This is a genomic window from Allobosea massiliensis (assembly GCF_042655245.1).
Classification (GTDB): Bacteria; Pseudomonadota; Alphaproteobacteria; order Rhizobiales; family Beijerinckiaceae; genus Allobosea; species Allobosea massiliensis.
Genome location: NZ_JBHSLU010000008.1, coordinates 109268 through 133208 on the forward strand (window position 1 = coordinate 109268; position 23941 = coordinate 133208).

Sequence of the window (23941 nt, forward strand, 5' to 3'; positions counted from 1 at the left end):
CTCATCTCGCGCGCTCCTCCTGCCGCGCCTGCACGCGGTCTCGGCCGAGGCGCTTGGAGCGATAGAGCGCGCTGTCGGCGTCTGCGAGCATCCGGTCGAATGGCAGCGAGGCTGTGTCACCTTCCGTGACGCCGATGCTGAGTGTCGATGTGCCTGGCAGGCCGGGACGCGCGGTGAGAGCGGTGGCAAAGGCCAGCCGCAGTCTTTCTGCGACGCGCATGCCCTCATCCAGTCCCAGCCCCGGCAGCATCACCACGAACTCATCGCCGCCATGGCGCGCCACCACGTCGCCCTCGCGCAGCTGGCTCCGGGCGACATCGGCGAACAGTCTCAGGATCTCATCGCCGGCCGCGTGGCCATGAGTGTCGTTCAGCGTCTTGAAGTGATCGATATCGACCAGCAGCAGTGCTGCACGCCGCGGGTGGTCGCCATCGCGGGCGAGGGCGGTGACGGCCTGTTCGAGCCCGCTGCGGTTCTTGGCTCCCGTCAGCGGGTCGTGCTGGGCGAGCGCCGCAAGCTGTCTCTCGCTGCGTTCGGTCGCGAGCAGCAACAATGCGTTGCCGCGGGCCAGGACGATCGCGGATCCGGCCACGGCCGTCCAGTGCAGCGGCACCGGATCGGGCGGGAAGAGTTCCTCGCCGAAATGGCCGTGCCAGGCCAGCACGGCGCGGGTAAGGAAGAGCAGGCTCGTCGGCAGGTAGAGCGCGACCAGGATCCAGGCCGAGCGCAGCCCACTACGGGTCGCGAGGCGGTAGCCCTCGCGGGCGACGGCACCATCGCAACAGGCCCAGAGCAGAGCCACCAGCGCCGCACGCTTGGGGAAGCCGCCCGGCTCCATCCACGCCACCAGCAGGATCATCGGCGCGATCACGCCGATGAGATAATGCGAAAGCCTGGTATGCAGGCCTGCGAAGCTGCGCACGCTGACGAGGACGAGCAGATAGCCCGCCCAGGCCAGCGTGTTCGCCAGCGCCATCGTGACCTCGTCCGGCAGCGTCCCGCGTAGAACGACGAGCACGACGCCCGTGCCGATCAGAAGGCTGCTGAGCCCCCACCAGAGCGGCCAGCGGCCGAAACGCCCGGTCGCGAAGGCACCGAGCTGGAGCAGGCCGAGGATGATCGAGGTGGCGGCGGCCACCGCATAGATCGTTCGCAGGTCGAGAGGCACAGGCGGCTGTCCGGTCGGGCTTCGCCTTCTCTAGCGGAAGGCTTGCGAATGGTCTTGCGTCTTTCGTCGCTGCCGACCTCTCGCAGAAGGCGACCGCATTTGCCGGCGCGGGCGCCTTGCATTCGCGGCGCTTCCCCTGTATGGCGCAGCCCATCCCACATGGGGAGCATCGCCTCGTTCTCGAGGCGTTCCGGTGACGCGGCAGCTCATGCCCTGTTCATTCGCACCCCAGAGGCTCAACCGGAAGGACGATCGACACCATGGCTCTGCCTGATTTTTCCATGCGCCAGCTCCTCGAGGCCGGTGCCCATTTCGGCCACCAGGCTCATCGCTGGAACCCGAAGATGTCGCCCTACATCTTCGGCACGCGCAACAACATCCACATTCTCGACCTGTCGCAGTCGGTGCCGATGCTGGCCCGCGCGCTGCAGGCGGTCTCTGACACCGTCGCCCGCGGCGGCCGCGTGCTCTTCGTCGGCACGAAGCGCCAGGCGCAGGATGCCATCGCCGATGCGGCGAAGCGCTCGGCCCAGTACTATGTCAATTCCCGCTGGCTCGGCGGCATGCTGACCAACTGGAAGACGATCTCGGCCTCGATCCAGCGCCTGCGCAAGGTCGACGAGCTGCTCGCCGGCGGCGGCAGCGGCCTGACCAAGAAGGAGCGCCTGATGCTCGCCCGCGAGCGCGACAAGCTCGAGAAGGCGCTCGGCGGCATCAAGGACATGGGCGGCACGCCCGACATGATCTTCGTCATCGACACCAACAAGGAAGCGCTCGCGATCAAGGAGGCCCAGCGCCTCGGCATCCCGGTCGCCGCGATCATCGACTCGAACTCGGATCCGGACGGCATCACCTTCCCGGTCCCGGCCAATGACGACGCCGGCCGCGCCATCCAGCTCTATTGCGACCTCGTCGCGCGCTCGGCGATCGACGGCATCTCCCGCGCTTCGGGCGACCAGGGTGTGGATCTCGGCGCCGCCGAGGCTCCGGTCCTCGTCGAAGAGGCGCTGGCCGAGCCGGCCGCCGCCGATGCAGGCGTCGCCTTCGAGCTGCTGACCGCGCCGCGCGGCGCGCCGGACGACCTGACCAAGCTCTCGGGCGCCGGTCCGGACGCCGTGCAGAAGCTCAACGACGGTGGCATTTTCCACTTCTGGCAGCTCGCCGCCGCCTCGCCGGCCGAGGTGACCAAGCTCGACCACGACCTGAAGCTCGGTGGCAAGATCGAGCGCGAGGGCTGGGTCGCCCAGGCGCGCGAACTCGCCGACGCCTGAGACCAACCATCCGGATGCGGCGCGTCATCGGCGCGTCGCAAACCGGCTGCTGATGAGACGAGACGAATGCCGGCCAGCGCCGACGACCGGAAACGGGGCGTCGGCGTTGCCCCATGAGGGGGCCGGCCGGGCAGACACCGCGGCCGCCGCCCTCCGGTGCCGCACGACAGACAAGGAAAACGACAATGGCCGCGATCACCGCCGCTCTGGTGAAGGAACTCCGCGACAAGACCGGCGCGGGCATGATGGACTGCAAGGCCGCGCTCTCGGCCAATGACGGCAACCTCGAAGCCGCCATCGACTGGCTGCGTGCCAAGGGCCTGTCCAAGGCCGCGAAGAAGGCCGGTCGCGTCGCGGCCGAAGGTCTGGTCGCCGTTGCGGTGCAGGGCACCAAGGGCGTGGTCGTCGAGGTCAACTCCGAGACCGACTTCGTCGCGCGCAACACCGACTTCCAGGCGCTCGCCAGCACCATCGCCAAGGTCGCGCTCGAGAAGGGCGGCGATGTCGAGACGCTGAAGGCTGCGGCCTATCCGACCGGCGGCACCGTTGAGGAGGCGATCGCCAACGCCATCGCCACGATCGGCGAGAACATGACGCTGCGCCGTGCCGCGCCGCTCCAGGTCTCGGCCGGCGTGATCGGCTCCTATGTCCATGGCGCGATCGCCGACGGTCTCGGCAAGATCGGCGTCATCGTCGCGCTGGAATCGACCGGCAAGGCCGAGGAACTCGCGGCCCTCGGGCGCCAGCTCGCCATGCATGTCGCGGCGACCAACCCGGTCGCGCTCGACCTCGCCTCGGTCGACCCCGAGGTGCTGGCGCGCGAGAAGGCGATCCTGGCCGAGAAGAACGCCGGCAAGCCGGCCCATGTGCTCGAGAAGATCACCGAGAGCGGCCTGAAGAGCTACGCCAAGGAATACTGCCTGCTCGAGCAGACCTATATCCACGACGGCTCCAAGTCGGTCGCTCAGGTGCTCAAGGAGATCGAGGGCAAGGTCGGCGCGCCGGTGAAGCTGACGGGCTTCGCCCGCTATGCTTTGGGTGAGGGCATCGAGAAGGAAGAGCAGGACTTCGCGGCCGAGGTCGCTGCCGCCGGCGGCACCACGGGCTGAGCGCTCCGCTCCGAAGAATGATGAAAAGGCCGCGCATCGCGCGGCCTTTTCTGTAGGAAGGTGTGCGGCCCGCGAATCGCGGGCCCTCCCGCGCAGCGGCACCTCGCGTCCGGCGCGACGACACCGCCGGCAACGACAAGAACGGAGACGATCCGATGAGGCCCCAGCGCGTTCTCGTAAAGCTCTCCGGAGAAGCCCTGGCCGGGCAGGCCGGGTCCGGCCTCGACGGGGCGACCCTCACGGCGCTCGCCGCCGACATCGCCCATGCGTCACGTGAGGGCGTGGAGATCGCCATCGTCGTCGGCGGCGGCAACTTTTTCCGCGGCGTCCAGGGCCTGACCAAGGGCCTCGACCGCACCAGCGCCGACTCAATCGGCATGCTGGGGACGGTGATGAACGCGCTCGCGCTCGAACATGCGATTGAGAGCGCCGGCGCGCCGGCCCGTGCCATGTCCGCGGTGCCGATGCCCTCGCTCTGCGAGAGCTATGCCCGCAAGCGCGCGCTGGACCACCTCACCAACGGCAAGGTCGTGGTGCTCGGTGGCGGCACGGGCAACCCCTACTTCACCACCGACACCGGGGCTGCCCTGCGCGCGGCAGAGCTCGGTTGCAGCCACCTGCTCAAGGCGACGCAGGTCGATGGCGTCTATTCGGCCGATCCGAAGAAGGACCCGGCCGCGACCCGCTATGACACGCTGACCCATGCCGATGCCATCGCCCGCGACCTCAAGGTGATGGATACGGCCGCCTTCGCTTTGGCGCGGGATGCCGGCCTCACCATCGTCGTGTTCTCGATCGCGGAGTCCGGCATGCTGGCCGCGGTGCTGCGCGGCGAGGGCCGCGCGACCTATGTCACGCCGTAACCGCTTCGCGTCACGATGTTCTTGACCCTGAACGGCCTCGCCGCCATGGTCGCGCCGGGTTTCAGAAATGCCCGGCACGCATAATCGATCCCGCATCGCCGCCGGCGGCCGGCCCGCCCCTTGCCCGGCGATGCACCAGTTCAAGGTCCAGAAGACGATGCCCCAGACGACGTTCGATCTCGCCGACGTGAAGCGCCGCATGCAGGGCGCTCTGCAGTCCTTCAAGGGCGACCTCGCCTCGCTGCGCTCGGGCCGCGCCTCGGCCAACATGCTCGACCCGATCCAGGTCGAGGCCTATGGCGCGCGCCAGCCGCTGTCCCAGCTCGCCACCGTCAGCGTTCCCGAGGCCCGGCTGCTCAGCGTGCAGGTCTGGGATCGCAGCATGGTCGGCCCCGTCGAGAAGGCGATCCGCGAATCCGATCTCGGCCTCAACCCGCAGACCGAAGGCCAGGTCCTGCGCATCCGCATCCCGGAGCTGAACGAGCAGCGCCGCAAGGAAATGGTCAAGGTCGCGCATAAATACGCCGAGGAATCGAAGATCGCGGTCCGCCATGTCCGCCGCGACGCCATCGACACCATCAAGAAGGTCGAGAAGGAAGGCGCCTTCACCAAGGACGACGTGACCCGCCAGTCCGACCTGGTGCAGAAGGCGACCGACCAGCACATCGCCGAGATCGATCAGGCCCTGGCGGCCAAGGAGAAGGAAATCCTCAGCGTCTGACGCTGCCGGCGCCGCGGCGCCATCTCACCCGGCGCGAGGCCGAACGAGGCATATCCAGAATGTCAGCAGGCCAGCGCCCGGGTCGCTCCACCCCTCCAGCCCATGTCGCCATCATCATGGACGGCAATGGCCGCTGGGCGCAGATGCGCGGCTTGCCCCGTCAGGAAGGCCACCGGCGTGGGCTCGAGGCACTGCGCGCCGCCGTGCGCAATGCCGGCGATCTCGGCGTCCGGATCCTGACGCTCTACAGCTTCTCCACCGAGAACTGGCGCCGCCCCGCGACGGAGGTCTCCTTTCTCCTCGGCCTGCTGCGGCGCTTCGTCGAGAAGGATCTCGGCGAACTCCATGCGGCGGGCGTGCGGGTCCGCATCATCGGCGGCCGCGACGACCTCGCGCCGGATCTGCGCCGGCTCGTCGAGCATGCCGAAACCCTGACCCGTGACAACGACCGCATGACGCTGGTCGTCGCCTTTAATTACGGCTCCCGCGACGAACTGGTCCGCGCCGCCCGTAGCCTGGCGACAGAGGTGGCCGCGGGGCGCCTCGATCCCGCCGCCATCGACGAGACGGCGCTCGCGGCGCGGCTGGATACCGCCGATCTCCCCGATCCCGAACTCGTCATCCGCACCTCCGGCGAGACGCGGATCTCTAACTTCCTGCTCTGGCAGGCGGCCTATGCCGAATTCGTCTTCACGCCGGTCCTCTGGCCCGATTTCGACCGCGCCGCCTTTGAGGAAGCGCTGGCGGAGTATGGCCGCCGCGAGCGCCGCTTCGGCGGTCTGGCCGAGCCGGTCGATCGCTCGGTGGGCGCGGCATGACAGGGCCTGCCGCCGGGCAGCCTCGAACCGGCCAGGGCGAGCTGCGGCTCAGGGTCATCTCCGCGCTGGTGCTGGCGGCGGTGGTGCTGCTCGTCACAGCCTGGGGCGGCTGGCCCTTCCGGGTGGTCTGGACGCTGGTTGCCGGCCTCGTCGCCTTCGAATGGCTCTCGATCGCCGCCACCCGCGACCATGCGATCGCAGCCGCGGTCGGGGTCGTGATCGCCGGTCTGCTGCTCGGCTTCGCGCCGGTCAGTCAGCCGGCACTGGCCGGCGTCGCGGCACTCGCCGCTCTGGCCGGCGCGGTACTCACGCCGCGGATGCGTGGGCGGCTGCCGCTGGAGCTTTGCGGCGTCGCCTATGCGCTGGCCTTTTCCCTGATTGCCCCGGCGCTACGGGCTCAGCCCGGCATCGGCCTGTCTCTCGTCATCTGGAGCTTCGCCGTCGTCTGGTTCACGGACATCGCAGCCTATTTCACCGGTCGGCGCCTCGGCGGTCCCAAGCTGATGCCCAGCGTCAGCCCCGGCAAGACCTGGTCGGGCGCGATCGGCGGGGCCGTCGCCGGGACGCTCTGTGGCTATGTCGTCTGGGCGCTGACGCCCGCAGCCCAGCAGCTCGTCGGGCTTTGGCCGGTCATCGCCGGTTCGCTCGCGGCCTCCGTCTTCAGCCAGATGGGCGATCTCTTCGAATCCGCGCTCAAGCGCCGCTTCGGCGCCAAGGATTCGAGCCGGCTCATTCCCGGCCATGGCGGTTTCCTCGACCGTCTCGACGGGTACTGGGCGGTATTGGTCTTCGCCGGCTTCGTCCTCTTCCTCGCTCATCTCTGACGCGGAACCGCGCATGCTTCGCACCGTTACGCTTCTCGGAGCGACCGGATCCATCGGCAAGTCGACGCGCGCCGTCGTGGCGGAGAATCCGGAGCGGCTGCGGATCGGGGCCGTGGTGGCCGGCCGCGATGTCGAGGCGCTGGCGCGGGTCGCGATCGAGACCGGCGCCTCTTTCGCGGCTCTCGCCGATGCAGCCGCCGGGCCGGCGCTCGCCGAAGCGCTGGCCGGAACCGGCATTGCTTCGGGTGCTGGCCTTCCGGCCGTGCTGGACGCCGTCGCGCGCGACGCCGACATCGTCGTCAGCGCGATCTCGGGGGCGGCGGGGCTGCAGGCGACCTTCGCGGCGCTGACGCCAGGCCGCGTCGTCGCGCTGGCCAACAAGGAGAGCCTCGTCTGTGCCGGGGCCGCCGTGATGGCGCGGGCTGCCGCTGTCGGTGCGCGCATCCTCCCGCTCGATTCGGAACACAACGCCCTGCACCAGGTGCTGGGGGCCGAGCCGATCTCGGCGATCCGCAGCATGACGCTGACCGCCTCCGGCGGCCCGTTCCGGACCTGGAGCGCCGAGCGGATCGCCGCCGCCCGACCGGAAGAGGCGCTGGCCCATCCCAACTACGCCATGGGCGCGAAGATCACGATCGACTCCGCCAGCATGATGAACAAGGGGCTGGAACTGATCGAGGCCTGCTTCCTCTTCGGCCTGAGGCCGGACCAGCTCGAGGTGCTGGTCCACCCGCAGCAGCTCGTCCACGGCCTCGTCACCTTCCGCGACGGCTCGGTCAGCGCCGGCATGGCGCTGCCGGACATGCGCGTCGCCGCCGCCCACTGCCTGGGCATCGACGGCCGGCTCGACGCTCCGCCCGCCCGCTTCCTCGACCTCGCGCTCTCGGCGCCGCTGACCTTCGAGCGGCCAGATCTCGCGCGCTTTCCGGCGCTGGGCCACGCCATCGCCGCACTGGCCGCGGGCGGGGCGATGCCGGCCGTGCTGAACGCCGCCAATGAGATCGCCGTCGCCGCCTATCTGGAGCGGCGCATCGGGTTTCCCGGCATCGCCGCGCTGGTCGAGGCGGTCTGCGCCGAATCCGAAGCAGCACGCGCGGCGCCGGCCGATGTGGCGGAGGCTCTCGCCATTGACCATGAGGCGAGAAACCGCGCGCGGGCGCTCTTGTCGCGGCCGCCCTTCGCTGTCACCTAGGGGCGAGCAGCAGGAGCTTGAGATGGACTTCGTGACGACCCTCTGGAACGGCGGCGGCTCGCTGCTGAGCTATGTCGTGCCGTTCCTGTTCGTGCTCACCATTGTCGTCTTCGTCCATGAGCTCGGCCATTTCCTCGTCGCGCGCTGGTGCGGCGTCGACGTCAAGGTGTTCTCCATCGGCTTCGGGCGCGAGCTCTTCGGCTTCAACGACCGGCGCGGCACGCGGTGGCGTTTCGCGCTGATCCCGCTCGGCGGCTATGTGAAGTTTTCCGGCGACGCCGACGCGGCCTCCGCCGGGACCGATTCCGCCGAATTGCGCGCGATGACGCCGGAGGAGCGCGCGCGCTCCTTCCCCGCCCAATCGATCGGCGAACGGGCCGCGATCGTCGCCGCCGGGCCGATCGCCAATTTCCTGCTCGCGATCCTGATCTTCGGCGCCACCGTCTACGCCTTCGGCAAGCCCGTCCTGGCCCCGCGCGTCGACCGCGTCGTCGCCGGCAGCGCGGCCGAGCGCGCCGGGCTGCAATCGGGAGACCTCGTCATCTCGATCGAAGGGCGTCCGGTCAAGAGCTTCGCCGAGATGCAGCGCGTCATCTCGGCCCGGCCCGACGAGACCCTCTCGATCGTCGTCGACCGCGCCGGCAGCCTGCTGACCGTGCCGGTCACGCCGGCGCTCGTCGAACAGAACACGCCGCTCGGCAAGCAGCGCCTGGGTGTGGTCGGCATCCAGGCCTCGCGCCAGCCGAGTGACTGGACCACGCAGCACTACGGTCTGCTCGAATCGGCGCAGGTCGGCATCAGCGAGACCTGGTATGTGGTCGAGCGAACCTACGATTATCTTTCCAAGCTGGTGAGCGGACGGGAATCGGTCGACCAGCTCTCCGGCCCGATTCGGATCGCGCAGGTCTCGGGTGTCGTCGCCCATAACTCCGGCCTGATGGGGCTGATCAACCTCGCCGCCATCCTGTCGGTCTCGATCGGGCTGATGAACCTGTTCCCGATCCCCATGCTCGACGGCGGCCATCTCGTCTTCTACGCGATCGAGGCGGTCCGCGGCCGGCCGCTCAGCGACCGTGCCCAGGAGATCGGGTTCAGGCTGGGTCTCGGCCTCGTGCTGATGCTCATGCTATTCGTCACCTGGAACGATCTGCTGCATGTCCGCTCGTTGCTCTGAAGGCAGGCGTCCCGGGTCGTTCCCAGCCATCGGGCGAGGGCTGTTGGGCAGGGGCGGAGTCTTGCTCGGGCCTTAACGAATTGCGGAGTTCTCGAGCCGTCGCCACGGCCGATCCGGGGCGAGGGCGTTCGTCCCCAAGGGATTGCCGGTCCGCTCGCGCGTGGTTTTCCCGTTCGCTTTGCGGCAGAATCACGGCAAAGCGCGTGACCTCCGAGCAACGAGCGCTTCGAAAATATTTTGTTAACGACAATGCCCGTTTGCACCCTGCAGGAAACTTTGTAGAAGCGAATGGACTGCAATGTCGCCATGCGCCTCCCTGTCGGGTGGGTGCCCCCGCGAGCGGGGTGGTGACCTGAGAAATGGAATAGGCGACCCGATGACGTCGACCCAAAAGAGCCGGTCCATCAGAACGCGGCTCTCTCGATCAGTCGGACTTTCGGCCTTCATGGTGGCCGTGAGCGGTGGCGTGGTGTTCGCGCAGGCCGTGATTGTCCAGGGCAACCGGCGCGTGGATGCGGAGACCATCCGCTCCTATGCCGCCGGTCAGACCGCGCCGGAATCGATCCGGGAGAGCCTGCTGGCCACCGGCCTCTTCACCAGCGTCCAGGTGAGCCGTCGTGGCTCGCAGACCGTGATCTCGGTTCGCGAGGGCGATTCGATCAACCGCGTCGCCTTCGAAGGCAACCGTCGCCTGAAGAGCGAAGTGCTGCTCCAGCAGGTGCAGTCGAAGGCTGGCGGTCCGATGAGCCAGCAGCTCATCGATGCCGACGTCGCCCGTCTGCGCGAAGTCTATCGTCGCGCCGGCTACGGCCTGTCCTCGGTCAGCGGGCGCATCGCGCCGCTGCCGAACGGCCGGTCGGACGTGGTCTTCACGATCAACGAGAGCGGCAAGACCGGCGTCAAGTCGATCAATTTCGAAGGCAACCAGGTCTATTCGGATGGCCGCCTGCGCGGTCTGATGACGACGACCGAGTCGAACTTCCTGAGCTGGATCAAGACCTCGGACGTCTACGATCCCGAGCGCATCGCCTCGGACCTCGAACTCGTGCGCCGCTTCTATCTGAAGAACGGCTATGCCGACTTCCAGATCCTGAGCAACACCGCCCGCTTCGACGAGACGGCCGGCGGCTGGGTGATCGACGTCACCGTTTCCGAGGGCGCCCAGTACAAGGTCGGTAACGTCGCGGTCGATTCGAGCCTGCGTGATATCGATCCCGGCGCGCTGCAGGGCTATGTCGTCACCTCGGTCGGCGACACCTACAATGCCGAGGCGGTCGAGAAGTCGCTGGTCAACCTCACCACCGAGGTGTCCCGTCGCGGCCATCCCTTCGCCCAGGTCCGCCCGCGTGGCGACCGCGATGCGAACGGCCGGCTCATCGGCATCACCTATGTCGTCGACGAGGGCCCGCGGGTCTATGTCGAGCGCATCAATGTGCGCGGAAACACTCGCACGCGCGATTACGTCGTGCGCCGCGAACTCGATCTCGGCGAGGGCGATGCCTACAACAAGGTCATGGTCGACCGCGCCGAGCGTCGCCTGAACAATCTCGGCTTCTTCAACAAGGTGCGCATCACCAACGAGCCCGGCTCCGCGCCCGATCGTGTGGTCGTGAACATCGATGTCGAGGACAAGGCCACCGGCTCGTTCTCGATCTCGGGCGGCTACTCGACGTCGGACGGCATTATCGGCGAAGTCGCGCTGTCAGAGTCGAACTTCCTCGGCCGCGGCCAGTTCGTCCGCATCGCGGGCACGCTCGGCCAGCGCACCCAGGGCGTCGATTTCTCCTTCACCGAGCCCTATTTCCTCGGTCGCCGCATCGCAGCCGGCTTCGATCTGTTCTCGAAGTTCAGCGACAACTACAACACCGGCCGCTTCGAGAGCCGCGTCACCGGCGGCACCGTCCGCCTGACCTTCCCGATCACGGAAGAGTTCTCGATCACGCCGCGCTACTCGATCTACTCGACCGAGATCGAGATCCCGAACACCAACACGCGGCCCTATAACGATTGTACCTTCCCGATCGCGGGCATCACGCCCGGTACGGCGGGTGCGATCGGCGCCAGCAGCACGATCAACTGCCTCACCAATGGCGAGGCGACGATCGCGGTGAAGGAAGCGCAGGGCACGACGCTGACCTCGCTCGTCGGCCTCGGCTTCAACTACAACTCGCTCGACAGCATCCAGAACCCGCGCAACGGCTTCGTCGCCGAGATCAAGCCCGAGATCGCCGGCCTTGGCGGCGACTCGAAGTTCCTGCGCATCTCCGCTGATGCGCGTTACTATCGCGAGATCTTCGATGACGTGGTCGGCTTCGTCCGCGTCCAGGGCGGCCATGTCCAGGCGACCAGCGGCAATCTCCGCATGATCGATCACTACTTCCTCGGACCGACCCTGGTGCGCGGCTTCGCCGCCTCCGGCATCGGCCCGCGCGACGTGCTGAACGATCCGACGGCCAACGCGCTCGGCGGCACCACCTATTTCGGTGGCACGCTGGAAGTGCAGTTCCCGATCTGGGGTCTGCCGCGCGATCTTGGCCTGCGCGGCGCGGTCTTCGCGGATGCGGGTACGCTGTTCAACTACGACGGCGGTTCGAGCGTGATCACCAACGGGGCCTTCACCGGCTGTCCGGCGGGCTCCGTGGCCCGTCAGTTCAACGTGGCGACCACCTCGGCCTACCAGAACAACGTGGCCTGCGTGCGCGACAAGAACGTCATCCGCTCCTCGGTCGGCGTCAGCCTCCTCTGGCAGTCGCCGCTCGGCCCGATCCGCTTCGACTATGCCTATGCGCTGTCGAAGGATGACGGCCAGTTCGGCACGGCGATCATCAACGGCCAGGCTGTCACCGCGAAATACGGCGGCGACCGCACCCAGGCCTTCCGCTTCTCGGGCGGCACCCGCTTCTGACGAGGCGGGGTGCCACCGCACCCCGCTCCGGACCCAACGATGTCAGAACCCCAATTCTTTCCGGCCGCGACCTCGCTCGACTTCGGCGAGGTCGCTTCCATTTCAGGGCTCACCCTTCCCGAAGGCGTCGACGCTTCGCGTCGCGTGACCGGTGCCGCCGCGCTCGAACATGCCGGCCCGTCCGACATCGCCTATATGGACAATCCCAAATACACCGAGGCGCTGGCGTCCACCGCCGCCGGGCTCTGCCTGGTGTCGCCGCGCTTCGCGGAGCGGGTTCCGGCCGGCACCACGGCGCTGATTTCGCCGGCGCCCTACCATGCCTTTGCGAAGGTCCTGGCGCGCTTCTTTCCGGCCGCGCTCAAGCCCGGCTCGGTGTTCGGTTCGCAGGGCGTCGCGCCCGGCGCCTTCGTTCACGCCACGGCGGTCCTTGAGGCCGGCGTCACGGTCGATCCCGGCGCGGTCATCGGGCCCGGCGCGGAGATCGGCGCCGGCACGGTCGTGTCCTCGCATGCGGTGGTCGGGCCGCAGGTCCGCATCGGCCGCAACTGCTCGATCGGGGCGGGCTGCACCCTTCAGGCGGCGCTGATCGGAAACCGCGTCATCATCCACCCGGGCGTGCGCATCGGGCAGGATGGGTTCGGCTTCGCCATGAGCCCGAGGGGCCACATGAAGGTGCCGCAGATCGGTCGCGTCATCATTCAGGACGATGTCGAGATCGGCGCCAACAGCTGCATCGACCGCGGCGCCAGCCGTGACACGGTCATCGGCGAGGGCACCAAGATCGATAACCTCGTCCAGATCGGCCACAACGTCGTCGTCGGGCGCCACTGCGTCATCGTCTCCCAGGTCGGCATCGCCGGCTCGTCGACGCTTGAGGATTTCGTCGTGCTCGGCGGCCAGGTCGGCCTCGCAGGGCACCTGACGATCGGCATGGGCGCCCAGGTCGCAGCCCAGAGTGGCGTCGCCGGCGACGTGCCGCGGGGCGCGAAATATGGCGGCTACCCGGCTCAGCCGGCGCTGAACTGGGCTCGCGAGAGCGCGATGCTGAAATCCCTGCTGGCCAACCGCGGCAAGGGCAAGTCCCAGGGCTGAGCCGGCGAGACGGCATGGCCCGGCAGTTGGCCTCGCCGTCTCTGGCGGCTAGAAGCAACCGGTGATGCGGAGCAGGCTCCGCGCGGGAGAGACGAAACGATGACCGAGGCGACGACGACGCTGGGTGTGGCCGACATCCAGAGGATCATGGCCTGCATTCCGCATCGCTACCCCTTCCTGCTGGTCGACCGCGTCGTGGAGATCAACGGCGACGAATCGGGCGTCGGCATCAAGAACGTGACGATCAACGAGCCGCAGTTCACCGGGCATTTCCCGGAGCGGCCGGTATTTCCCGGTGTGCTGATGATCGAGGCCATGGCCCAGACGGCGGGCGTCCTCGTCGTCAACGCCCGCGGCAGCGAGGACACCGCCGTCCGCAGCGTGCTTTTCACCACCATCGACAAGGCCAAGTTCCGCAAGCCGGTCGGGCCTGGCGACACGCTGCGCTTCCACCTCACCAAGGTCGCCCGCAAGCGCAACATCTATTTCTACCGCGGCGAGGCGCGCGTCGATGGTGCGCTCGTGGCCGAGGCCGATCTCTCGGCGATGGTCGTCTGATGAAGGTCCGCGAGAGCAGGACGGCCGCGGCCGTGAGTGTCAGGTCATGAGTGCAACGATCCATCCCATGTCGGTGGTCGACCCGGCCGCGAAGATCGCGGCCGGCGTTACCATCGGCCCGTTCTGCTCCGTCGGTCCCGATGTCGTCCTCGAAGAGGGCGTCGAGCTGATCAGTCATGTCGCCGTGGCCGGCCGCACCACGGTCGGTGCGCGCACCAAGATCTATCCCTTCGCCTCGATCGGCCACCCGCCGCAGGATGTGAAGTACAAAGGCGAGCCATCGACGCTGACGATCGGCGTCGACTGCCTGATCCGCGAAGGCGTGACGATGAATCCCGGGACCGAGGGCGGCGGCATGAAGACGACGGTCGGTGACCGCTGCTTCTTCCTGGCGAATTCGCATGTCGCGCACGACACATCGATCGGCGACAACGTCATCTTCTCGAACAACGTCATGTGCGCCGGCCATGTGAAGGTCGGTAACTTCGTCATCGTCGGCGGCGGCACCGGCCTGCACCAGTTCATCCGGGTCGGCGACCATGCCTTCATCGGCGGCGGCGCGGGCGTGATGCACGACGTCATTCCCTTCGGGCTTGTGCGCGATAACCCGGCTCATCTCGCCGGGCTCAATTTGGTCGGCTTGCGCCGCCGCGGCTTCACCCGCGAGCAGATCCACGAGTTGCGCCGGGCCTACCGTCTGCTCTTCGCGGACGAGGGCACGCTGTCGGAGCGGGTCGAGGACGTTGCCAATGAATTTGCGGCCCACCCGCTGATCCACGAGATCCTCGACTTCATCCGCAGCGGCGGCGAGCGCGCCATCTGCGTGCCGCACGACGTCAACGCGCCCGATCGGTGAGCGAGACTCAGGCCGTCACGCCGTCGACGCGCGGCCCGCTCGCCATCATCGCCGGGGCGGGCGATTTTCCGCCGCGTCTGGCCTCGATCGCGGCCGGGCAGGGGCGGCCGGTCTATGTGGCCGCTCTCGACGGCGCGGCCGATCCGACGGCCTTCGGAGCGGCCGAACTCAACATCTATCGGCTCGGGCAGCTCGGTCGCCTTCTCGATGAGCTCCGGCGCCGCGAAGTGGCCGAGCTCGTCCTGATCGGGAGCCTGCCGCGGCCAAGTTTCGCCGCGCTGCGTCCCGAAGCCTCCACGCTGAAATACCTGCCGCATTTCGCGAAGGCGTTTCGGGGCGGCGACGATCATCTGTTGCGCGGCGTCGTGAGCTTCTTCGAAGGACAGGGCTTTACCGTCCAAGGCCCGGCCGACATCGCCCCGGCCATGACCGCGCCGGCCGGCGCGCTTGGCCGCCGAGCGGCGTCGCCGGACCAGAAGGCGCTGATCGCGCGCGGCTTCGAGCTTTTGGCCGCGCTTTCACCCTTCGATGTCGGCCAGGCGGCGATCCTCGCCGACCACCGCGTCATTGCCATCGAAGCGGCCGAGGGCACGGATGCCATGATCCGCCGCGTCGCGGAGATGGTCGCCTCGGGCCGGCTGCGCATCGCCAAGGGCGACGGCGTGCTGGTGAAGGCGCCCAAGGACGGGCAGGATCTGCGCGTCGATATGCCGGCGATCGGCCCGCAGACGCTGCGCCTCGTCTCGGAAGCCGGGCTCTCGGGCATCGGCCTGCGCGCCGGGCGTGTTCTGATCGGCGATGGTGCGGCTCTGGGCAAGCTGGCCGACCAGGCGGGACTTTTCGTCGAGGGCGTGCCATGACGACCCCCTTCCGCCTCGCCATCGTGGCGGGCGAGGCTTCGGGCGATGCGCTGGCTCTGCGGTTCCTCGAGACCCTGCGTCGCCGTCTGGCGCCGCGGGAGGTGATCGTGACCGGCGTCGGCGGCGAAGCCCTCATCGCGGCCGGGCTGACGCCGCTCTTCCCGCAGGCCGACATCGCCGTGATGGGCTTCGGACCGGTCGTTGCGCGCCTGCCCCTGCTGCTGCGCCGCATGGAGGATGCCGCTCGCGGCATCACCCGCTTCGCACCGGATCTCCTGCTGACGATTGACGCCCCCGATTTCGGCCTGCGCGTGGCCAAGAAGGTGCGCGCCCGCGCGCCGGACATCGCCATCGCCCATTGGGTCTGCCCCAGCGTCTGGGCCTGGCGCTCCGGCCGGGCGCGGCGCATGAAGCCGCATGTCGACCGCATCCTGGCCCTGCTGCCCTTCGAGCCGGCGGCGCTGGAGCGGCTGCAGGGCCCGCCGACAATCTATGTCGGCCACCCGCTGATCGAGCGGCTGGACGAGCTGCGGCCTGATGCGGCAGAGAGCGCGAGGCGGGCTGACGCCGCATCGCCGGTCGTGCTGGTTTTGCCCGGCAGCCGCCGCTCCGAGGTCCGGCATCTGATGCCGGTCTTCGGCGAGGCGGTCGCCAGAGTCGCCGCCATGCGGCCGGGGGCGCGCTTCGTCCTGCCGGCTGTCTCGCATCTGCATGACGAGATCGCACAGGCGGCGTCGGGCTGGGCCCATCGGCCCGAGATCGTCACCGGCGAGGCGGCAAAGCTCACGGCGTTCCGCAGCGCGCGCGCGGCGCTGGCGGCTTCCGGCACCGTGACCCTGGAACTGGCACTGGCGCAGGTACCGACCGTGGCCGCCTATCGCGGCGCAGGTTGGGAGGCCGCGATCGCGCGGCGTCTGATCAAATTGCCCAGCGTGATCCTGCCCAATCTGATCCTCGGGCGCAGCGTCGTGCCCGAGTTCATCCAGGAGGATGCGACGGCGCAGACGCTGGCGGACCGGCTCGAAGCCGCCCTGGCGGAGGGTGAAGACCGGCACCGGCAACTCGCCGGCTTCGCCGAGGTCGAGGCGATCATGCGCTCGGCCGGGGAAAGTCCGGCTGCCAACGCGGTCGAGGCCGCGCTGGCGCTGGTGGCAAGCCGCGGGCCGGGCGGCCCGCGCGGCGGTTGAGCCTCACTCGAGCGCGGCGCCCGACGCCTTGGCGATCGGGAACCACTTGGCCACCTCGACCTTGACGTGCTCGCCCAGCGCCTCCGGCGTCGAGCCGACGATCTCGGCGCTGACATCGTTGAGCCGCTGCTTGACCGTGGCGTCCTTCAGCGCGTCATTGGCCGCCTTGTTGAGCTTCGCCACGATGTCGGCCGGCATCTTCGCCGGTCCGAACAACGCGTTCCAGGTATAGGTCTCGTAGCCGGCGAGACCGCCCTCGGCGATGGTCGGCAGATCCGGGAAGGAGGCGACGCGGTCCTTGGTGGTCACGCCGATCGCCCGCAGCTGGCCGTTGCGGATGAACTGGGCGGAGGAGGGCAGGTTGTCGAACATGATCGGAACCGCGCCCGCGACGACGTCGTTCAGGGCAGGGCCGGCACCGCGATAGGGGACGTGGTTCATCTGGACGCCGCCGATCGACTTGAACAGCTCGCCCGAGAGATGCAGCGGCGTGCCGACGCCGGAGGAGGCATAGGAGTACTTGCCCGGATCGGCCTTCAGCACCGCGATGACCTCCTGGACGGTCTTCGCCGGGAAGCTCGGATGCACAACCATGACGTTCGGCACCACAGCGAGCAGCGAGATCGGGGTGAAGTCCTTGACCGGGTCGAAGGTGACGGTCTTCAGGATCGCCGGGTTGAGCGCATGGGTCGAGATCGTCCCCATGAGAATGGTGTAGCCATCCGGCGTCGCGCGGGCGACCGCGGTCGAGCCGACATTGCCGCCGGCGCCGGCGCGATTCTCGATCACGACAGACTGGCCGAGCAGCTCGCCCATCTTCTGGCCGACGAGGCGCGCGACGATGTCGGTCGAGCCGCCGGCGGCGAAGGGAACGATCAGGTTGATCGGGCGAGCGGGGAAAGCGGCTTGGGCCTGCGCCTGGCCGCCGACGAAGGTCAGGGCCGAGGCGCCGGCGAGGAAGCCGCGCCGGGAGAGATCATGCGGATGGGACAAGAGACGGTTCTCCGAGGGTTTGGAGAACTTTAGCGCGAGGCTGCGCTTCGTCACCTGCAGCCGTGCGATCAATCATCTGAAACAATGAAGGGGCGCGACGGCAAGCCGTGGCGCCCCTTCGGAAATTGTCGTCGACGGGTTGCGGCTCAGCGTCGGCCGATCGGCGTGTATTCGCGCTGCGGCGAGCCGGTATAGAGCTGGCGCGGACGGCCGATGCGCTGGGACGGATCCTCGATCATCTCCTTCCACTGCGCGATCCAGCCGACCGTGCGGGCGAGGGCAAACAGCGCCGTGAACATCGAGGTCGGGAAGCCCATCGCCTTCAGCGTGATGCCCGAATAGAAGTCGATATTCGGGTAGAGCTTCTTCTCGATGAAGTAGCTGTCCGACAGCGCGATCCGCTCGAGCTCGATCGCGACGTCGAGCAGCGGATCGTCCTTGATGCCGAGCTCGTTGAGGACCTCATGCGTGGTCTTCTGCATGATCTTCGCGCGCGGGTCGTAGTTCTTGTAGACCCGGTGGCCGAAGCCCATCAGGCGGAAGGGGTCGTTCTTGTCCTTCGCCTTGGCAATGTATTTCGGGATGTTCTCGACCGAGCCGATCTCCTCCAGCATCTTCAGCGCCGCCTCATTGGCGCCGCCATGGGCGGGGCCCCAGAGGCATGCCGTGCCGGCCGCGATGCAGGCGAAGGGATTGGCGCCCGAAGAGCCGGCGAGCCGGACCGTCGAGGTCGAGGCGTTCTGCTCGTGGTCGGCGTGGAGGATGAAGATGCGGTCGAGCGCGCGCGACAGCACCGGATTGACCTTGTACTCCTCCGCGGGCACGGCAAAGCACATGCGCAGAAAGTTCGAGGTATAGTCGAGCGAGTTCAGCGGATACACGAAGGGCTGGCCGACGGTGTACTTGTAGGCCATGGCCGCCAGCGTCGGGATCTTCGCGATCATCCGCATCGAGGCGACCATGCGCTGATGCGGGTCCGAGATGTCGGTCGAGTCGTGATAGAAGGCCGACATCGCGCCGATCGAGCCGACCATGACCGCCATCGGATGCGCGTCGCGGCGGAAGCCCTGGAAGAAGCGGGCCATCTGCTCGTGCACCATGGTGTGGCGCGTCACGCGATAATCGAAATCAGCCTTCTGCGCGGCGGTCGGCAGTTCGCCTTCCAGCAGCAGATAGCAGGTCTCGAGGAAGTCGCCATGCTCGGCGAGCTGCTCGATCGGGTAGCCGCGATAGAGCAGAACGCCCTCGTCGCCATCGATATAGGTGATCTGCGACTCGCAGCTCGCCGTCGAGGTGAAGCCAGGGTCGTAGGTGAACATGCCCGTCTGGGCGTAGAGCTTGCCGATGTCGATGACGGACGGGCCGATCGAACCCGTCTTGATCGCCATATCGACGGTCTTGCCGTCGACCTGAAGCTGGCTGGTGGTTCCGCTCATCGATACCGATCCTTTCAGGCTCGCTGCTTTTCAGGCGGGGTCGCGCTCTGTCCGTTCACGGTCGTCCATGAAACCTGTCCGTCGTCAAAGCGGACCGACATGACGCTGTCGTGTCGGCGCGGGCGCGGGCAGGTGGGCAGAGCGGTTCATCCGACTGATTTTCAAGCAATATTTATGCCCGCTCCGGCTCTCGCCGCAGCGGCCGTGTCCGGCGTCACTAGACCATTTGCAGACCCGGTTCAACCGAGCCGAAAGACGGTCCGCACCGCGTCTTGCTCAGCTCTGATCGGCCAGGCGAGCAAGGGTTTCCTCGCGCCCCAGAACCGCCATCACATCGAACAGGCCAGGCGACATGGCGCGGCCCGTCAGTGCAGCGCGCAGGGGCTGCGCCGCCTGGCCGAGCTTGAGCCCATGCGCCTCGGCATAGCCGCGCACGGCGGCTTCCAGCGCCTCGAGCGACCAGTCGTTGATGGCGGCGAGCGCCTGGGCGAGCCCGGGCAGACGCTGGCGACCGGCCTCGTCCAGCAGGGCCGCTGCCTTGGCGTCGAGCTGAAGCGGCCGGGCCGCATAAAGATAGTAGGCGCTGTCGAGCAGCTCGACGAGCGTCTTGGCGCGCTCCTTCAGCCCCGGCATCGCGGCAAGGAAGCGCTGCTCCAGCTCGGGCGACAGGGTCGGGCCGAGGCCGCGCGCCGGCCCGATCTCAGGCAGGATCACCTTCAGCGCGTCGAGCAGGTCGTGATCGGAGGACTGGCGCATATAGAGCCCGTTCAGGCTCTCGAGCTTGGCGAAGTCGAAGCGCGCGGCCGAGCGGCCGATCGAGCCGAGGTCGAACAGCTCGATCATCTCCTGCGTCGAGAAGATCTCCTGGTCGCCATGGCTCCAGCCGAGGCGCAGCAGATAATTGCGCAGCGCCACCGGCAGGTACCCCATCTCGCGATAGGCATCGACACCGAGCGCGCCGTGGCGCTTCGAGAGCTTGGCGCCGTCCGGGCCATGGATCAGCGGGATATGCGACATGCTCGGGACCTTCCAGCCCAGCGCCTGGTAGATCTGGGTCTGGCGCGCGGCATTGGTCAGGTGGTCGTCGCCGCGGATGACATGGGTCACGCCCATGTCGTGGTCGTCGACCACCACGGCGAGCATATAGGTCGGGTTGCCGTCCGAGCGCAGCAGCACGAGGTCGTCGAGATTCTCGTTCTGCCAGACGACGCGGCCCTGGACCTCGTCCTCCACCACGGTCTCGCCGGTCTGCGGTGCGCGCAGCCGGATCACCGGCTTGACGCCTTCGGGAGCCGTCGCGGGATCGCGGTCGCGCCAGCGCCCGTCATAACGCATCGGCTTGCCGGCAGCCTTGGCCTGTTCGCGCATCTCGTCCAGTTCGGCCGGCGTGGCGTAGCAGCGATAGGCATGGCCACTGGCCAGCATCTGATGCGCCACCTCGCGGTGCCGCTCGGCGCGGGCGAACTGGTAGACGGTCTCGCCGTCCCAATCGAGGCCGAGCCATTTCAGCCCGTCGAGGATGGCGCCGATCGCAGCTTCGGTCGAGCGTTCGCGGTCGGTGTCCTCGATGCGCAGCAGCATCTTGCCGCCATGGCGGCGCGCATAGAGCCAGTTGAACAGCGCCGTACGCCCGCCGCCGATATGCAGGAAGCCGGTGGGCGAGGGCGCAAAGCGCGTGACGACGGCGTCGCTCATGGATGGCAGGGCTCCGGCGGGACCTTGGGAGAAGGACCCTGAAAGGGGCGGGAAAAGATCGAGCGGCACGCCCTGTCGCAGCGCGTACCGAAGCGGACATGACATCCGGCGCGGCCCCTGTAACATGCCTGAGCCGCCGCCGTTAAGGGCCAGTTCGAAGCCCGGCGCGCCGGCGCAGGACGGGGGCAGGCCATGACGGCGAAGCCGCCAGGGCAGGGGGAGCGGGTGCCGCGGCGCGGGGCGCTGGCGGCCGCCCTCGTATGGCACCGGCCGGACGGTCGCTTCGGCGGTATCAGGTTCGGACTGGCGCTGGGCGAATGGCGCGACGCAGTGCTCGCCGCCTTGTCGCGCGAGGCCGAGCGGCGCCGGCTCTTCCTCTGGCTGCCGGTCGCGATGGGCATCGGCATCCTGCTCTATTTCGCCGCCGATGCCGAACCGGCGCTCTGGGCGCCGCTGACGGGGCTCGCGCTTTCCGCGGCTGGCGCGATCCTGCTGCGGGGGCGCCCGCGGCCGGCCTGGGTGTGCCTCGCTGTCGCCGCCCTGTTTGCCGGCTTCGCTGCGGCGGCCTGGCGCACGGCGACGATCGCCGCCCCGATGCTGGAGCGGCCGCGCGTCGGCCAGGTCTCAGGCTTCGTGGAATCGGTGGAGGCGCGCGATGCCGGCGCTCGGCTCGTCATCCGCGTGACGGGGATCGCCGGGCTCGACCGGCCGTTCTGGCCGAAGCGTGTGCGCGTCAACATCCGCTCCGGGACCGTGGCGCCCGGAGACCATGTCGCGGCCGTGGCGCGGCTGCTGCCGCCGCCGGGGCCGGCCCGGCCGGGCGGCTATGATTTCGGGCGCGACGCCTTCTTCCGCGGCATCGGCGCCGTCGGCAGCATCTCGGGCAAGATCGCGCTCAGCCCGCCGCCGCATCCGCCCGACTGGGATCTGCGCCTGGCGGCGGCGATCGACGGCGCCCGCAACGCCCTGACCCAGCGCATTGCCTCGGTCGCCGGCGGGCAGGCAGGGGCGATGGCGGCGGCGCTGGTCACCGGCAAGCGCGGGCTGATCACCGAAACCACCAATGCCGATCTGCGGGCGGCCGGGATCTACCACATCGTCTCGATCTCGGGCCTGCACATGGTGCTGGCCGCCGGGACGATCTTCTGGCTGGTGCGGGCGCTGCTCGCCCTGTCACAGACGGTGGCGCTGCGCCTGCCGGTCAAGAAGCTCGCCGCGCTCGCGGCGATGGCGGGCTCGGTCGCCTATTGCGTCTTCTCGGGAGCGGAGGTCGCCACCGTACGCTCGCTGATCATGACGCTGGTGATGCTGGGCGCAATCCTCGTCGACCGCCCGGCGCTGAGCATGCGCAACCTCGCGCTGGCGGCGATGATCGTGCTGCTGCGCGAGCCCGAGGCGCTGCTGGGGCCGAGCTTCCAGATGTCCTTCGGTGCCGTGGCGGCGCTGATCGCCTTTGCCGAGCGCTGGGAGGAGCGCGGCCGGTTGCAGCCGCCGCCCGCACTGCCCTGGCCGCTGCGCCCGCTCTGGGTCGCCGCATCCGGCATCGTCGTCACGACCCTGCTGGCGACGGCGGCGACGGCGCCCTTCGGCGCCTATCATTTCCAGACCTTCAACCCTTTCGGCCTGCTCGGCAACGCGCTGGCTCTGCCCTTCGTCTCCCTCTTCGTCATGCCGGCCGCCGTCTTCGGGGTGCTCGCCTATCCCTTCGGGCTGGACGCGCCGGCCTGGTGGCTCATGGGCCTGGCCTCGGAGGTGGTGCTCAAACTGGCGCATTGGGTCGCGACCATCGATCACTCGACCCTGGTGCTCGCCGCCTTCGGCCCGGCCGCGCTCGGCTGCTTTTCGGCCGCGCTGCTCTGGGCGACGCTGTGGACGACGAAGCTGCGTCTGCTGGCGATCCTGCCGCTGGTCGGCGGCGTGGCCGTCGCGGCCAAACCGGAGAAGCCGGCGATCCTGATCGAGCGCGACGGCTCGGGCCTCGCGGTGCGCGGCAAGGACGGCCTGCTCGTGATCGCCGGCAAGCCGAGCCGCTTCGTCCTGCAGCAATGGCTGACGGCGGATGGCGACGGCCGCCAGCCCGACGACCCGTCGCTGCGCAAGGGCGCGGCCTGCGATCCGCGCGGCTGCGTGCTGATGACGAGAGAGGGCCACAGCATCGCCTATGCGCAGGACCGGCTCGCCATCATCGAGGATTGCCGCCGCGCCGATGTGGTGGTGACGCCGATTCCCTGGACGGCGGCCTGCCGCGCGCGGCTGATCGACCGGATGACGTTGCAGCGCGATGGCGCGACAGCCCTGGTTCGGACTCGCTCCGGCTGGCAAAACCACGCGGCGCAGGATGCGGGCGACCGGCCCTGGAGCCGCCGGCGTCCCCAGCCCGCGCCGACAACTGCGGGCCCGGCTGGGCCGCCACCGGCCGAGGAGGCGCCCGATACCGAGCGCCTGCCCTAGCGCCGGCCCGTCAGTAGCGCCGCATCAGATTGACAAGCCGACCCTGGATCTTGACCCGGTCCGGTCCCAGCACCCGCGTCTCGTAAGCCGGATTGGCTGCCTCCAGCGCGATCGAGGAGCCCCGCTTGCGCAGCCGCTTCAGCGTCGCCTCCTCGTCGTCGATCAGGGCGACGATGATGTCGCCGGTATTGGCGGTGTCCTGGCGCCGGATCACCACCGTGTCGCCGTCGAGAATGCCGGCCTCGACCATCGAGTCGCCGCGGACCTCCAGCGCGAAATGCTCACCGGAGCCGAGCATGTCGGCGGGGAGGGCGACGCTGTGGCTGCGGCTCTGGATCGCCGAGATCGGCGTGCCCGCCGCGATGCGGCCCATGACAGGGATCGCGATCGTGTTGCGGGCGTCTTCCGGCATCGCCTCCACCGGGCGCGCCCGGCCGGGCAGCCCGTCCTTGGCCGGCGGCGTCTCCTTGCCGAGCCCGCCCTGGACGATGGAGGGATTGAAGCGGCGCGCGCCGCCCTGGAGGCCACCACCCGCGCCATCCGGCAGCTTGATCACTTCGAGCGCCCGTGCCCGGTTCGGCAGGCGGCGGATGAAGCCGCGTTCCTCGAGGGCCATGATCAGGCGGTGGATGCCGGATTTCGACTTGAGGTCGAGCGCGTCCTTCATTTCGTCGAAGGAGGGAGGGACGCCGCTCTCGCGCAGGCGCTCATGGATGAAGCGAAGCAGTTCGAACTGTTTGCGTGTCAGCATGATCCCCGCCGGCG

At 68.7% G+C, this 23941-nt stretch carries 20 protein-coding genes; 15 read left to right on the forward strand and 5 right to left on the reverse strand.

Going from position 1 to position 23941, the window contains the following annotated elements:
- Nucleotide 1 precedes the first annotated feature (1 nt).
- Nucleotides 2–1168: a GGDEF domain-containing protein gene (locus ACFPN9_RS05780; RefSeq protein WP_066724916.1), complete on the reverse strand. Its 1167-nt coding sequence runs from the start codon at nucleotides 1166–1168 to the stop codon at nucleotides 2–4.
- 260 nt (nucleotides 1169–1428) lie between these two features.
- Here ACFPN9_RS05780 and ACFPN9_RS05785 point away from each other — a divergent pair, with 260 nt between their 5' ends.
- From ACFPN9_RS05785 to lpxB, 14 genes are all read left to right on the forward strand, one after another.
- Nucleotides 1429–2439: a 30S ribosomal protein S2 gene (locus tag ACFPN9_RS05785; protein WP_066724919.1), complete on the forward strand. Its 1011-nt coding sequence runs from the start codon at nucleotides 1429–1431 to the stop codon at nucleotides 2437–2439.
- A 185-nt stretch (nucleotides 2440–2624) separates the two neighbouring features.
- Nucleotides 2625–3548, forward strand: a complete 924-nt coding sequence (tsf, locus tag ACFPN9_RS05790) for a translation elongation factor Ts (RefSeq protein WP_066724921.1) — start codon at nucleotides 2625–2627, stop codon at nucleotides 3546–3548.
- Nucleotides 3549–3703: 155 nt separating this feature from the next.
- On the forward strand, nucleotides 3704–4411 hold the full coding sequence (gene pyrH, locus ACFPN9_RS05795; protein WP_066725018.1) for a UMP kinase: 708 nt from the start codon (nucleotides 3704–3706) through the stop codon (nucleotides 4409–4411).
- Nucleotides 4412–4568: 157 nt separating this feature from the next.
- On the forward strand, nucleotides 4569–5132 hold the full coding sequence (gene frr / locus ACFPN9_RS05800) for a ribosome recycling factor (protein WP_066725021.1): 564 nt from the start codon (nucleotides 4569–4571) through the stop codon (nucleotides 5130–5132).
- Between the two features lie 59 nt (nucleotides 5133–5191).
- Complete coding sequence (locus tag ACFPN9_RS05805) at nucleotides 5192–5950, forward strand: isoprenyl transferase (protein ID WP_066724923.1); 759 nt, start codon at nucleotides 5192–5194, stop codon at nucleotides 5948–5950.
- Nucleotides 5947–6774, forward strand: coding sequence for a phosphatidate cytidylyltransferase (locus tag ACFPN9_RS05810; protein WP_066724925.1), 828 nt, complete (start codon nucleotides 5947–5949; stop codon nucleotides 6772–6774). Before ACFPN9_RS05805 ends, ACFPN9_RS05810 begins: the two co-directional genes overlap by 4 nt.
- A 13-nt stretch (nucleotides 6775–6787) precedes the next feature.
- A complete protein-coding gene (gene dxr, locus ACFPN9_RS05815) occupies nucleotides 6788–7966 on the forward strand; it encodes a 1-deoxy-D-xylulose-5-phosphate reductoisomerase (RefSeq protein ID WP_066724928.1) in 1179 nt (392 codons plus the stop codon).
- Between the two features lie 22 nt (nucleotides 7967–7988).
- Complete coding sequence (gene rseP / locus ACFPN9_RS05820) at nucleotides 7989–9140, forward strand: RIP metalloprotease RseP (protein ID WP_066724931.1); 1152 nt, start codon at nucleotides 7989–7991, stop codon at nucleotides 9138–9140.
- Nucleotides 9141–9516: 376 nt separating this feature from the next.
- A complete protein-coding gene (gene bamA, locus ACFPN9_RS05825) occupies nucleotides 9517–12045 on the forward strand; it encodes an outer membrane protein assembly factor BamA (protein ID WP_066724933.1) in 2529 nt (842 codons plus the stop codon).
- A gap of 39 nt (nucleotides 12046–12084) precedes the next feature.
- Nucleotides 12085–13140 (forward strand): UDP-3-O-(3-hydroxymyristoyl)glucosamine N-acyltransferase, encoded by a 1056-nt coding sequence (gene lpxD / locus ACFPN9_RS05830; RefSeq protein ID WP_066724936.1) that lies wholly within the window; start codon nucleotides 12085–12087, stop codon nucleotides 13138–13140.
- 99 nt (nucleotides 13141–13239) lie between these two features.
- Entirely contained in the window at nucleotides 13240–13698 is a 459-nt protein-coding gene (gene fabZ / locus ACFPN9_RS05835) for a 3-hydroxyacyl-ACP dehydratase FabZ (protein ID WP_066724939.1), read from the forward strand.
- Nucleotides 13699–13744: 46 nt separating this feature from the next.
- Nucleotides 13745–14554, forward strand: a complete 810-nt coding sequence (lpxA, locus tag ACFPN9_RS05840; RefSeq protein ID WP_066724942.1) for an acyl-ACP--UDP-N-acetylglucosamine O-acyltransferase — start codon at nucleotides 13745–13747, stop codon at nucleotides 14552–14554.
- Nucleotides 14551–15414, forward strand: a complete 864-nt coding sequence (locus ACFPN9_RS05845) for an LpxI family protein (RefSeq protein ID WP_066724949.1) — start codon at nucleotides 14551–14553, stop codon at nucleotides 15412–15414. Before lpxA ends, ACFPN9_RS05845 begins: the two co-directional genes overlap by 4 nt.
- On the forward strand, nucleotides 15411–16601 hold the full coding sequence (gene lpxB, locus ACFPN9_RS05850; protein WP_066724952.1) for a lipid-A-disaccharide synthase: 1191 nt from the start codon (nucleotides 15411–15413) through the stop codon (nucleotides 16599–16601). Before ACFPN9_RS05845 ends, lpxB begins: the two co-directional genes overlap by 4 nt.
- 3 nt (nucleotides 16602–16604) lie before the next feature.
- Here the strand turns inward: lpxB and ACFPN9_RS05855 are convergent, their stop codons facing one another.
- The 3 genes from ACFPN9_RS05855 to gltX form a co-directional block, all read right to left on the reverse strand.
- Entirely contained in the window at nucleotides 16605–17594 is a 990-nt protein-coding gene (locus ACFPN9_RS05855; RefSeq protein WP_066725024.1) for a Bug family tripartite tricarboxylate transporter substrate binding protein, read from the reverse strand.
- Between the two features lie 146 nt (nucleotides 17595–17740).
- Nucleotides 17741–19030 (reverse strand): citrate synthase, encoded by a 1290-nt coding sequence (gltA, locus tag ACFPN9_RS05860; RefSeq protein WP_066724955.1) that lies wholly within the window; start codon nucleotides 19028–19030, stop codon nucleotides 17741–17743.
- 276 nt (nucleotides 19031–19306) lie between these two features.
- On the reverse strand, nucleotides 19307–20725 hold the full coding sequence (gene gltX / locus ACFPN9_RS05865) for a glutamate--tRNA ligase (RefSeq protein WP_066724958.1): 1419 nt from the start codon (nucleotides 20723–20725) through the stop codon (nucleotides 19307–19309).
- A 192-nt stretch (nucleotides 20726–20917) separates the two neighbouring features.
- Here gltX and ACFPN9_RS05870 point away from each other — a divergent pair, with 192 nt between their 5' ends.
- Entirely contained in the window at nucleotides 20918–23176 is a 2259-nt protein-coding gene (locus tag ACFPN9_RS05870) for a ComEC/Rec2 family competence protein (RefSeq protein ID WP_066724965.1), read from the forward strand.
- A 10-nt stretch (nucleotides 23177–23186) separates the two neighbouring features.
- Here the strand turns inward: ACFPN9_RS05870 and lexA are convergent, their stop codons facing one another.
- Complete coding sequence (lexA, locus tag ACFPN9_RS05875) at nucleotides 23187–23927, reverse strand: transcriptional repressor LexA (RefSeq protein WP_066724968.1); 741 nt, start codon at nucleotides 23925–23927, stop codon at nucleotides 23187–23189.
- Between the last annotated feature and the right edge of the window lie 14 nt (nucleotides 23928–23941).

What these genes read in the sequence shown, in the direction of transcription:
- ACFPN9_RS05785 (WP_066724919.1), top strand. Translation starts at nt 1,429, where the DNA reads ATGGCTCTGCCTGATTTTTCCATGCGCCAGCTCCTCGAGGCCGGTGCC.
- tsf (WP_066724921.1), top strand. Translation starts at nt 2,625, where the DNA reads ATGGCCGCGATCACCGCCGCTCTGGTGAAGGAACTCCGCGACAAGACC.
- pyrH (WP_066725018.1), top strand. Translation starts at nt 3,704, where the DNA reads ATGAGGCCCCAGCGCGTTCTCGTAAAGCTCTCCGGAGAAGCCCTGGCC.
- frr (WP_066725021.1), top strand. Translation starts at nt 4,569, where the DNA reads ATGCCCCAGACGACGTTCGATCTCGCCGACGTGAAGCGCCGCATGCAG.
- ACFPN9_RS05805 (WP_066724923.1), top strand. Translation starts at nt 5,192, where the DNA reads ATGTCAGCAGGCCAGCGCCCGGGTCGCTCCACCCCTCCAGCCCATGTC.
- ACFPN9_RS05810 (WP_066724925.1), top strand. Translation starts at nt 5,947, where the DNA reads ATGACAGGGCCTGCCGCCGGGCAGCCTCGAACCGGCCAGGGCGAGCTG.
- dxr (WP_066724928.1), top strand. Translation starts at nt 6,788, where the DNA reads ATGCTTCGCACCGTTACGCTTCTCGGAGCGACCGGATCCATCGGCAAG.
- rseP (WP_066724931.1), top strand. Translation starts at nt 7,989, where the DNA reads ATGGACTTCGTGACGACCCTCTGGAACGGCGGCGGCTCGCTGCTGAGC.
- bamA (WP_066724933.1), top strand. Translation starts at nt 9,517, where the DNA reads ATGACGTCGACCCAAAAGAGCCGGTCCATCAGAACGCGGCTCTCTCGA.
- lpxD (WP_066724936.1), top strand. Translation starts at nt 12,085, where the DNA reads ATGTCAGAACCCCAATTCTTTCCGGCCGCGACCTCGCTCGACTTCGGC.
- fabZ (WP_066724939.1), top strand. Translation starts at nt 13,240, where the DNA reads ATGACCGAGGCGACGACGACGCTGGGTGTGGCCGACATCCAGAGGATC.
- lpxA (WP_066724942.1), top strand. Translation starts at nt 13,745, where the DNA reads ATGAGTGCAACGATCCATCCCATGTCGGTGGTCGACCCGGCCGCGAAG.
- lpxB (WP_066724952.1), top strand. Translation starts at nt 15,411, where the DNA reads ATGACGACCCCCTTCCGCCTCGCCATCGTGGCGGGCGAGGCTTCGGGC.
- gltA (WP_066724955.1), bottom strand. Translation starts at nt 19,030, where the DNA reads ATGAGCGGAACCACCAGCCAGCTTCAGGTCGACGGCAAGACCGTCGAT.
- gltX (WP_066724958.1), bottom strand. Translation starts at nt 20,725, where the DNA reads ATGAGCGACGCCGTCGTCACGCGCTTTGCGCCCTCGCCCACCGGCTTC.
- ACFPN9_RS05870 (WP_066724965.1), top strand. Translation starts at nt 20,918, where the DNA reads ATGACGGCGAAGCCGCCAGGGCAGGGGGAGCGGGTGCCGCGGCGCGGG.
- lexA (WP_066724968.1), bottom strand. Translation starts at nt 23,927, where the DNA reads ATGCTGACACGCAAACAGTTCGAACTGCTTCGCTTCATCCATGAGCGC.